Below are 9773 nucleotides of genomic sequence, written 5' to 3' on the forward strand. Positions count from 1 at the left end.
ACGCGGGCGGCTTCGTTACTCTCGACCAGCTCACGCGAGGCGCGGAGCAGGTCGGGAGCCATCCGGTCGATCCAGCCATAAGCATCGTTTGGGCGATCAGCCTCAGATCCGAACATAGATCTCGCCTTCGCGGATGGAGAACTCCGCTTTTCGCAGCCGGAAGCGGGTGCTGCCCTGATGGCAGCCGGTCTTGATGTTGAACTCGTAGCCATGCCAGGGGCAGACGATATTGGTTTCCGTCGGGTCATAGTCGAGCGTGCGCGTCGTGCCGTCGTCGGCGACCGGCTCGATCACGCGCTTCATGATGCGGCCCTGGCAGACCGGCCCGGCGCGATGGGCGCAGCGGTTGTGCCACGCAAAAAACTCACCATCGATCTTGAAGACTCCGACCTCGAACTCGCCGCAGTCGATGACCTTGCGGTCGCCGTCGGCGTAATCGGTCACGTTTCCCGCAGGATATTCCGGCATAGATCCTCCAAGTAACCGCTTTTCGCTGAAGGAGGCGCCACGAACGCGTCCATGTCAATCCGCGGCGGGGCCGGCAGCGGCTCAAAAAAGCGGGCGTGGCGTGCCGTCAGCGCTTGGCTGGCTATGGCGTTTGCTGGACAAGTGAATGCAGCGCCTTGACCGCGGCCTCCCGGCTCTCCACAGGGACAAACAGGCTGACCGAGTGCGGCGACAAAACGTACCTGTCGGGGACAATCCCGTGGTGTCCGAGAACCTGCAACGCCCTGAACGGCAATTCCGACGAGACGCCGCCGAAGCAGGTGAGACTCACCGAGCTTGAAGCCTCGCGCTGCTTGCGCATATCCGTGCGTCGCTCCAGCGTACGCAACAGGGCATCGAGCCACTCCGAATCACTGGCAACGGTCATGCTGGTTTTTCCCGCGGCGAAACTCGAGGCGAGGAGCTGCGGCCAGAACAGGCTGTTTTGCTTGAGATGCTGCGCGAATTTCTCGAAGCCTTGATTGAGATCCTTGGAATCGATTTCCACGTGCTCAATGCGCGCCATCGAGTTGATGGCCAGAACCTTTCCGCTTTCCATGCCTGCAACCTCTTTCATCACTTGCGTGCTGTGTTCGGCGTCACCCCATCGCTTGAGAACCAGAGGCACATCCTGACTTTGCGCCAGCTCTACGCTGCGAAAATGCAGGACCTTTGCGCCCAGGAAGCACATTTCGGATAGGGATGCGAAGTCCACGCGCCGCAGGGGCCTTGCATCCGGCACGATGCGCGGATCGGCCGAACAAATTCCGTCGACGTCCTTGATGATTTCGCAGCGTTCGGCTTTCAGTGCCGCGGCCATCGCGACGGCCGTGGTATCGCTGCCGCCCCGGCCGAGCGTGGTGATTTCCCTGGTCGCCGGGTTCACGCCCTGAAATCCTGCCAGCACCACAACGCGCCCACGATCAAGTTCCTCACGCACCCGAATGGGCCGTACATCGAGAATGCGTGCGGAGGAATGGGAGTCGTCGGTCATCACGCCGGCCTGGCTGCCGGTGAAGCTGATCGCGGGCACGCCGAGATCGGAAAGCGCCATGCTGGTCAGGGACATGCTGACGCGCTCACCGGTCGTGAGCAGCATGTCGAATTCACGGCGATTGGGAGCAGGACTGACCTGATAAGCCATCTGGATCAATTGGTCGGTGGTCTTGCCCATGGCGGAGACGATCGCCACGACGCGATAACCACGGCCATGCAGGTCGGCGAGACTGCGCGCGACCGCGCGAATTTTCGCCGGTGTTTCAAGACAGACGCCGCCATATTTTTGCACGATGATGGGATGGTTGCGCATCTAACCTCGGTGAAAAGCTTCGCTCGTCTCGTTCATCGAACCGACTCCACCTATCCATGTGCCGATGACTTCAAAGTTCGGATTGAAGGCGACAAGGTCGGCGCGGTATCCGGGCGCGATCCGTCCAAGCTCGGACGCAAGGCCCAGAAATGCCGCAGGCGTCCGAGAGGCCATGATGAGGGCATCGGCAAGGGAGATTCCGAGCAGCGAAACAGCGTTGCGCACCGCCTCGATCATGGTGAGGTGAGCGCCGGCGAGCGTGCCGCCGGGGCCGGTCAGGCGATTTTCGTGCAACGTGATCTGCCTTCCTTGCAGCATGAATTGCCGGGCGTTCGTGCCCACCAATGGCATGGCATCGGTGACCAGCATCAATCGATCGCGTCCCTTGCAGCGGAAGGCAACACACAAACCGGCGCGGTCAACGTGGATGCCGTCGCAGATGATCCCTGCAAACAGCCGGTCGTCCTCAAGCGCGGCGCCCACCAATCCTGGCTCCCGCGCGCTCAACTGCGACATGGCATTGAACAGATGAGTCACCCCGGAGACACCGCGATCGATCGCCTTGCCGATTTCGGCTGCGGTGGCGTCGCTGTGGCCGGCCGCGACACGCAATCCGGCGGCGATCAATTCATCGATCATGGAAGCCGGCACGCATTCCGGGGCCAAGGTCACGATCGAGCGGCCGCAGCAGCCAAAGCTTTTGATGGCGGCGATATCGCGCCGATCAGGCACGCGTATCTCGGATTCCGGATGAATGCCCTTGCGAGACCTGTTGAGGGCCGGCCCTTCCAGATGAAAGCCGAGCACGCCGGGAATCGTCAGACAAGCCTGGGCGACTGCAGCCAATCGCTCGATGACCTCGCTGCGATCGGTGATGAGGGTCGGCAGGCAGCCCGTGGTCCCCGCCTTGCGGTGCGCTTCAACGATGCGTCGAACGCCAACCTCGGCTGGATGGTCGTTGAGAAGAACGCCTCCGCCTCCGTTCACCTGGGTATCGATGAATCCGGGTGCAAGGATCGCCTCTCGGGGAAGGTGGATTGAGGTGCGCGCCCCTGCCTCGCCAAGGATGACGTTTTCAATCCGCCCCTGCGAGATCCTGACGGACCCCGGCCCGCGCATGCCGATACCATCAAAGATGTGCTGCGCGGCAATCGTGAGAGAGACGGAAGACCCAGCTTGGCCCATCAATATTCATCCGAGAATGACAGTCACGGACTCGTGAGGAGAGTCCCGCACAAGACTGACACAAGATTTCATATGTACACCAAGGGACTTTGGGAGGACCCGGAACGAAACCCCCGCGTTAACTTCGATGGGAGCAAAAGGTACCACGTATCTCGGCATTGATGGCGGCGGAACCCGTTGCCGCGCCCGGATCGAGGACGAAAACGGCAGGGTACTCGGTGAAGCGAGCTCAGGACCTGCCACGACGCGGATTGGCCTCGATAAGGCATGGCGGTCGATCATGGAGGCCACCGAAGCGGCAGCCGCACAGGCCGGACTGACGCACGATGATTTTGCGCGGATGCGCGCCGGAATTGGGCTTGCCGGTCTTGGTCGCCGGGGCGCGGAAGCGGCGCTTAACAACATCGCGCATCCCTTCGCATCTGTCGTCTTCATGAGCGACGGACTGGCGGCTTGTCTCGGCGCCCATAGCGGCGCGGACGGGGCCATTGTCGTAGCGGGCACCGGCTCAGTGGGTGTCGGCCTGATCGACGGCCGCGAAATTCGTCTCGCGGGTTACGGGTTTCCGGTCTCGGACGAAGGCAGCGGCGCCGATATCGGCCTCCAGGTTGTTCGACTGGCGCTGCGGGCCGCGGATTGCCGCGGCGAGCTGACGCCATTGCTTTCAGAGGTGCTTGGCGCTTTCGATCATGATCCTTACCAGGCGGTGGCCTGGTCTGAAGAAGCCAGGGCCACAGACTACGCTGCGTTCGCGCCGATTGTGATGCGGCACGCCAATCAGGGCGACCCGGTCGGCCGTCGCATTGTCGAACGCGCAGCCGACGCCATCGGCGATCTGCTCGATCTGTTCCTGGCGAGAGGAATTGACCGGCTCTCGCTGGTGGGCGGGCTCGCGGATGCGGTTACGCCCTGGCTGACGCCTGACCTGCGCGCCCGCCTGAGGCGCCCTGACGCCGATGCGGCGGCCGGCGCGTTACTGGTGGCGCGAGGGCGGCTTGACCTGCCCAAGAGAGAAACTGACCATGAACAGGCTTCAAAGTTCCGCATTTAAGGGCGCATGGATCAACTATATGGCGACCGAAGAAGTCGATCCCCGCTTTGCCGATCTTGATGCATGGTCGCTGGCGTCAGCGATGGAAGCGATGTGGGAGGGCCAGCTTGCGGCAGTCGCGGTGATCGGCCATGCCCTTCCCGCGATCACTGCGGCGACCGAAGCGGCGAAGGCGGCCCTGGGCGATCGCGGGCGCATTGTGTATGTCGGCGCCGGCACATCGGGCCGCGTGGCGGTCCAGGACGGCGCCGAGCTGACGCCGACATTCGCCTGGCCCAACGAGCGCGTCCGGTTCGTCGTCGCCGGCGGAGACAGCGCGTTCGTCACCAGCATCGAGGGCGCGGAGGACGATGTCGATGATGCGGTCGCGCAGATCAATGCCGCGCGCCTCACTCGGCATGACGTGGTGATCGCCATTGCCGCCAGCGGGACAACGCCATTCACGGTCGCGGCGCTGCAACGGGCAGGCTCTTTCGGTGCGGTGACGATCGGTGTTGCCAACAATCCAGGCACCGCACTTTTGGCATCGGCAAAGTTTCCTATTCTGATCGAGACCGGCCGCGAGCTGATCGCCGGCTCCACGCGAATGAAGGCAGGCACCGCGCAGAAGGTCGTGCTCAACCTGATCTCCTCAGGGATCATGCTGCGCCTTGGCCGGGTGTATCGCGGCATGATGGTGAACATGCAGCCGACCAATGCCAAGCTGAAGCGGCGCGCCGAGGCCATGGTGGCGCAAATCGCGCACTGTGATCCGTCGCACGCGGCACGCTCGCTTGAGCAGGCCGAGGGCGACATCAAGACGGCAGTCCTTCTGACGTTGGGTGTCGACAGGATTGATGCCGAGACCATTCTGAAAAACTGTGACGGTAACCTTCGGCGCGTGTTTGCCGAGCTCGCCAAGGATGGTGACAAGGATCGTGACCGGCATCCCAAGGTCGCCGCGGCGCGCAAGCAACGCGGATCGGTCAAGCCGTGACGACATCCGCGATGGCGAGCGAAATCGGGGAAAGCGCCGATGTTGTCGCCAAAATTGTTCGTAACCGCTCCGCCGCGCGGGACATCGCGCAGCGAATTGGGATTGGCTCTGCTCCCCTGTGCGTCGTGTGCGGCAGGGGAAGCTCCGGGCATGCGGGGGTTTTCCTAAGATACCTTGTCGAGACGCGGCTTCGCCTTCCCGTTTCAGCCAGCGCTCCTTCGGTGATCACGGCATTTCGCACGCCGTTGATGCTGCGCCATGCGCTGTTCATCGTGATCTCGCAATCCGGGCGCAGCCCCGATCTTGTGGCGGCGACCAGGTCGGCGCGCGCCGCGGGCGCCCGCACCATCGCCATTGTCAATGCGACGTCATCGCCGGTGGCTGACGAAGCGGAGTTCGTCGTTCCGATCGAAGCCGGCCAGGAGCACTCCGTAGCGGCGACCAAGACCGTGATCGGCTCGATGGCCGCCGGCGCCGGACTTGTTGCCGAACTGGCCGACGATCGTGGGCTGCGGTCGGCCCTCGACAGGCTGCCCGAGCGCCTGCACCGCGCGCTGGCGCTCGACTGGTCCGAGATTGCCGATGATCTCGCCAAGGCGTCAGCGGTGTTTGTGGCGGCGCGGGGCCTGGGCCTGGGCTCGGCGCGGGAGATCGCGCTCAAACTTTCGGAAATCCTGCGCCTGCCTTCCATTGGTCTGAGCGCCGCCGAGCTGCAGCACGGGCCGCGAGCCGCGTTATCGTCGCGCACGCCGGTTGTCATGATGCGCCTCATGGATGAAACGGCGGCCACCGTGGACGCGCTTGCAGAAGACCTGCGCGAGCAAAAGATCGCGCTGCATCTATGCGGCGGACCGCGTGGCTCGCTGCCCTGGCTGGCCGAGGACGACCCCTCAACCGACCCGATCACCATGCTCGTTCCGGCCTATCGGATGATCGAGCAGACGGCGCGCGCCTGCGGATTTGACCCGGATCGTCCGCCCCGCCTGAGCAAGATTACCGAGACGTTTTGACAGCAGTCTGCCGCAGATCGTCCTCGGGCACGAGCACGATCAGGCCGCTCAGACGAAGTTGGCGCATTCGATGTTCCCTCGGGCAGGAGCTCTCGCCTTGCACAGGCCTTGGCGCCGTGCAAGCTGGGGAAGGTTCATCGAATCAAAAGAGAATACCTGACATCCGCGTTGAATCGTTTTAGAAGAACGGCGTCGACTTTGCCGCCGTCCGTCGTGCGTCAGTTCTTGAACATATCATGCCTGCCATTTCGCCGAACAAACCCTATCGCATAGGCCGTTCCCGCACGGGGCTTGGCCTCTTCGCCACAAGACCGATCAGGAAGGGGACCCGGATCATCCGCTATTTCGGGCCGCTTCTGGATTCGAAGAAGAAAAAAGACGACGACATCGAGAACAAGTACCTGTTCGAGCTCAGCAACCGCTGGACCGTCGATGGCTCGGTCCGCGCCAACATCGCCCGCTACATCAACCATGCCTGCCGGCCGAACGCCGAAAGCGACGTCAAGCCCCGCAAGCGCAAGGTTTATATCCGCGCCATCAAGAACATCGAGCCGGGCGAGGAGATCAACTACGATTACGGCACCGACTACTTCAAGGCCTATCTGAAGCCGATCGGCTGCAAATGCGAGGCCTGCGAGAAGAAGCGGAAGAAGAAGCGCGCCGAAGCCCGTGCCGAGCGGGTCCGCGAACTGGAGAAGGCCGAGCGCAAGGCCAAGCGGCTCGCCGAGAAGCTCGCCAGGGTCAATGAGAAGCTCGAGAAGCTGAACGGCGGTTCGAAGAAGCGGGCGAACGGCAAGCTGGCTAACGCCAAATCTGCGATCGGCAAGTCTGCTAATGGCAAGTCTACTAATGGCAAAGCTGCCAATGGTAAGGCTGCCAATGGTAAGTTCGCCAACGGCAAGCAAGCCGCCGCCCATCTTGCCAACGGAAAAGCCGTCGACGGTTTCGATCTCGCGGCGGCGTGAAGCCGATCCGGACGGACGCTCCCGGACCGGCTTTTCACCGTGTCAACTTACGCTGCGACCGCGCCGGCACTCCGGCGCAAGCCGATATATTGCAGCTCCGCCAAGACGCCGGTCGCGATCGCCTGCGCGACAATAGCGACCTCGCCAAGCGGGTTCGGCGACACCGCGCCCGAGAACAGCAGCGCGATGCTGGCAACCGTCCATACCGCGTTGATGGCGATCACGACCGTGACCAGTGGCCTCGGCACCGACGGCCGAGAGCCGAGCCAGCCGACCAGCGCCGTATAGGCAATCAGGATCAGTCCGGTCTCGCGCAGCAGCCCTTCCGGCAGGTTGAACAGCGGCGCCAGCGTCCCGGCATCGAGCGTCATCCCGACGGCGCCCAAGCCGCTGAAGATGGCGTCGGCAATGAGCGCGCGGCGCAGGAAGGGTGACGTAATGATCATGGCAGGTCTCTCCTCTTCGTTAGCAGGGTGGTAGCGGGTCAGCAGAGCCAGGCGCGCAGGCGGCGCGCCAGGCGGACTGGACAGAGCGACTTGCCGACGCTGGTCTCGAAAGCCTGGACCTGCACGAATACGAAGAGGCCGGCGGCCTGCACCAAGGGCTCGGGCATGTTGAGGGAGCGTGCCAGAAGCCAGGTTGCGAGCCTTGCGGCCAGTGCGACCAGTACGGCGAGGGAGCGGACGAGGGACAGCATCAGCATGGTCATCTCCTGTGCCTGGAAGATGATCGGCCGCCTACGCCAATTCGATTACCTGCCACGTAATGGAAGGGACGAAATTCGCGTGATAGGTTTTCCAGCATGAACGCACACGCATCCACGGCGCGAGCCGAACGACCGACCCCCATTCATATTGGCGAGCATTTGCGCGAATGGCGGCAGCGTCGTCATTTGAGCCAGCTCGACCTCGCCGTCGACGCCGAGATTTCGGCGCGGCATTTGAGTTTCGTCGAGACCGGCCGCTCGGCGCCGTCGCGCGAAATGGTCCTCAAACTGGCGGAGCGACTGGACGTGCCCTTACGAGATCGCAACGTGCTCCTCGTCGCCGCGGGCTTCGCGCCGGCCTTTCCGCAGCGCTCGCTCGATGATCCCGCGCTGAAATCGGCGCGCGAGGCGATCAACCTGGTGCTGAAGGCCCATGAGCCCAATCCGGCGCTGGCCTATGACCGGCACTGGAATCTTGTCTCCGCCAACCGCATGGTGGCGCCGCTGCTCGAGGGCGTGCCGGAGCGGCTGCTCGGCCAGCCCTTCAACATCCTGCGGCTCGCCTTCCACCCCGAGGGGCTCGCGCCGCGCACCGTCAATCTCGCCGAATGGTGCGCGCATCTCCTGGAGCGGTTGCATCGCCAATGCGAGGCCACCGCCGATCCGGAGCTGTTGAAGCTCTATCAGGACCTGAAGTCCTATCCGATCCCCGCGCGATCCGGCCCGGTGCAGCCGGACAGTGTCGCGATCCCGCTCAAGCTCCGTCACCGGGGCGAGGTGCTGAGCTTCATCTCGACCACGATGGTGTTCGGCACGCCCGTCGACATCACGCTCTCCGAGCTCGCGCTGGAAACCTTCTTTCCGGCCGACGAATTGACGGCGCGGCGGCTGCGGGAGATGGCTGCCCATATGAAATAGCGCCTTGTATCGGCACCGTTTCGGCATAGCTTTGGGGTTCCCTGACGGAGGATGCACATGAGCGCGCTGAAACCGCTGAAGATCGACATCGTCTCCGACGTGGTCTGCCCCTGGTGCTATATTGGCAAGAAACGGATCGAGGACGCGCTGGCGCTCGCCTCCGACGTGCCGGTGGAAGTGAACTGGCGGCCGTTCTTCCTCAATTCCTGGGTGCCGCGCGAGGGCATCAGCCGCGACGAATATCTGACCGCAAAGTTCGGCTCGCCCGAGGCCTACAAGGGCATTGCGGGGCGCGTCGTTGCCGCGGCCGGCGAGGAGGGGCTCTCCTATCATCCCGAGCGCGTGAAGCGTCAGCCCAACACCGTCGATTGTCATCGCCTGATCCACTGGGCGGAAGCCAAGGGCAAGGCAGCTCAGATGAAACAGCGGCTGATGGAGTTGTATTTCCGCGACGGCGGCGATCTCACTGATGTCGACGTGCTGGTGCAGGCAGCAGCCGATGTCGGATTGGACGCCGAGGACGTGCGCAAGCGGCTTGCGACCGATGAAGACGTCGAGCTGATCTCCGGCTGGGCGCAGGAGGCCTCCGACAAGGGCATTTCCGGCGTGCCGACCTACGTTTTCGCGCAGAAATATGCGGTGTCGGGTGCACAGCCCGCCGAGCTGCTCGCCCGCGCGATCCGCCAGGTCTCGGCGGAGTTGAATGCGCAGGCGGCGGAGTAGGCCACTGCCACGAGCTCTCAAAGCCCGGCCTCGTGCCGGGCTTTTTGTTCGACATCAAGAAAGAAAGCGGGAGGACGTCATGATCTATGAGTTGCGGACCTACACGTTGAAGCCCGGCGCCGTCGGCGACATGGTGAAAGCCGCGAGCACGGTGTCGCGGGACATCCGCGGCAACAATTTCGGCAAGCTCGAGGGTTACTGGTTCACCGAGATCGGGCCGCTCAATCAGGTCATGCACATGTGGAGTTTTGCCGATCTCAACGAGCGGGCGCGGCTACGGGCGGAGCTCGCGAAGAATGCGCGCTGGACCAGCGAATACATTCCGCTGATCCGGCCACTGCTCGTTCGCCAGGAGGTGCGCCTGATGAACGCGATCAGGCCGCCGGTCGCACCCAGCTCGACCGGTAACATCTACGAGCTCCGCAACTACCGGGCCAGGCCGCT

12 protein-coding genes are annotated in these 9773 nt (G+C 63.3%); 7 read left to right on the forward strand and 5 right to left on the reverse strand.

Going from position 1 to position 9773, the window contains the following annotated elements; translation table 11 throughout:
- Window positions 1–102: 102 nt before the first annotated feature.
- The 3 genes from VKR55_RS08325 to nagA form a co-directional block, all read right to left on the reverse strand.
- On the reverse strand, window positions 103–468 hold the full coding sequence (locus tag VKR55_RS08325; protein ID WP_324401653.1) for a Rieske (2Fe-2S) protein: 366 nt from the start codon (window positions 466–468) through the stop codon (window positions 103–105).
- Between the two features lie 121 nt (window positions 469–589).
- Entirely contained in the window at window positions 590–1795 is a 1206-nt protein-coding gene (locus VKR55_RS08330) for an aspartate kinase (protein WP_324401655.1), read from the reverse strand.
- Entirely contained in the window at window positions 1796–2980 is a 1185-nt protein-coding gene (nagA, locus tag VKR55_RS08335; RefSeq protein ID WP_324401658.1) for an N-acetylglucosamine-6-phosphate deacetylase, read from the reverse strand.
- 127 nt (window positions 2981–3107) lie between these two features.
- Here nagA and VKR55_RS08340 point away from each other — a divergent pair, with 127 nt between their 5' ends.
- From VKR55_RS08340 to VKR55_RS08355, 4 genes are all read left to right on the forward strand, one after another.
- Window positions 3108–4031, forward strand: a complete 924-nt coding sequence (locus VKR55_RS08340) for a glucosamine kinase nucleotide-binding domain-containing protein (protein WP_324401660.1) — start codon at window positions 3108–3110, stop codon at window positions 4029–4031.
- A 19-nt stretch (window positions 4032–4050) separates the two neighbouring features.
- Entirely contained in the window at window positions 4051–5007 is a 957-nt protein-coding gene (locus VKR55_RS08345; protein ID WP_324401662.1) for an N-acetylmuramic acid 6-phosphate etherase, read from the forward strand.
- Window positions 5008–5018: 11 nt separating this feature from the next.
- Complete coding sequence (locus VKR55_RS08350; RefSeq protein WP_324401664.1) at window positions 5019–6017, forward strand: SIS domain-containing protein; 999 nt, start codon at window positions 5019–5021, stop codon at window positions 6015–6017.
- A gap of 236 nt (window positions 6018–6253) precedes the next feature.
- Window positions 6254–6982, forward strand: coding sequence for an SET domain-containing protein (locus VKR55_RS08355; protein WP_324401666.1), 729 nt, complete (start codon window positions 6254–6256; stop codon window positions 6980–6982).
- 47 nt (window positions 6983–7029) lie between these two features.
- Here the strand turns inward: VKR55_RS08355 and VKR55_RS08360 are convergent, their stop codons facing one another.
- The gene (locus VKR55_RS08360) at window positions 7030–7428 is read right to left on the reverse strand and encodes a hypothetical protein (RefSeq protein ID WP_324401668.1); all 399 of its coding nucleotides are present in this window, start codon (window positions 7426–7428) and stop codon (window positions 7030–7032) included.
- Window positions 7429–7466: 38 nt separating this feature from the next.
- The gene (locus VKR55_RS08365; protein ID WP_324401670.1) at window positions 7467–7685 is read right to left on the reverse strand and encodes a hypothetical protein; all 219 of its coding nucleotides are present in this window, start codon (window positions 7683–7685) and stop codon (window positions 7467–7469) included.
- A 99-nt stretch (window positions 7686–7784) separates the two neighbouring features.
- Here VKR55_RS08365 and VKR55_RS08370 point away from each other — a divergent pair, with 99 nt between their 5' ends.
- The 3 genes from VKR55_RS08370 to VKR55_RS08380 form a co-directional block, all read left to right on the forward strand.
- Window positions 7785–8606 carry a helix-turn-helix domain-containing protein gene (locus tag VKR55_RS08370; RefSeq protein ID WP_324401672.1) on the forward strand — a complete coding sequence of 274 codons (822 nt, stop codon included), beginning with the start codon at window positions 7785–7787 and terminating at the stop codon, window positions 8604–8606.
- 57 nt (window positions 8607–8663) lie between these two features.
- Complete coding sequence (locus VKR55_RS08375) at window positions 8664–9329, forward strand: DsbA family oxidoreductase (RefSeq protein ID WP_324401674.1); 666 nt, start codon at window positions 8664–8666, stop codon at window positions 9327–9329.
- A gap of 79 nt (window positions 9330–9408) precedes the next feature.
- Window positions 9409–9773 (forward strand): NIPSNAP family protein (locus VKR55_RS08380; RefSeq protein ID WP_324401676.1); only part of this gene is annotated, 365 nt, incomplete at its 3' end.

It is taken from the genome of Bradyrhizobium sp., assembly GCF_035309285.1.
Taxonomy (GTDB): Bacteria; Pseudomonadota; Alphaproteobacteria; order Rhizobiales; family Xanthobacteraceae; genus Bradyrhizobium.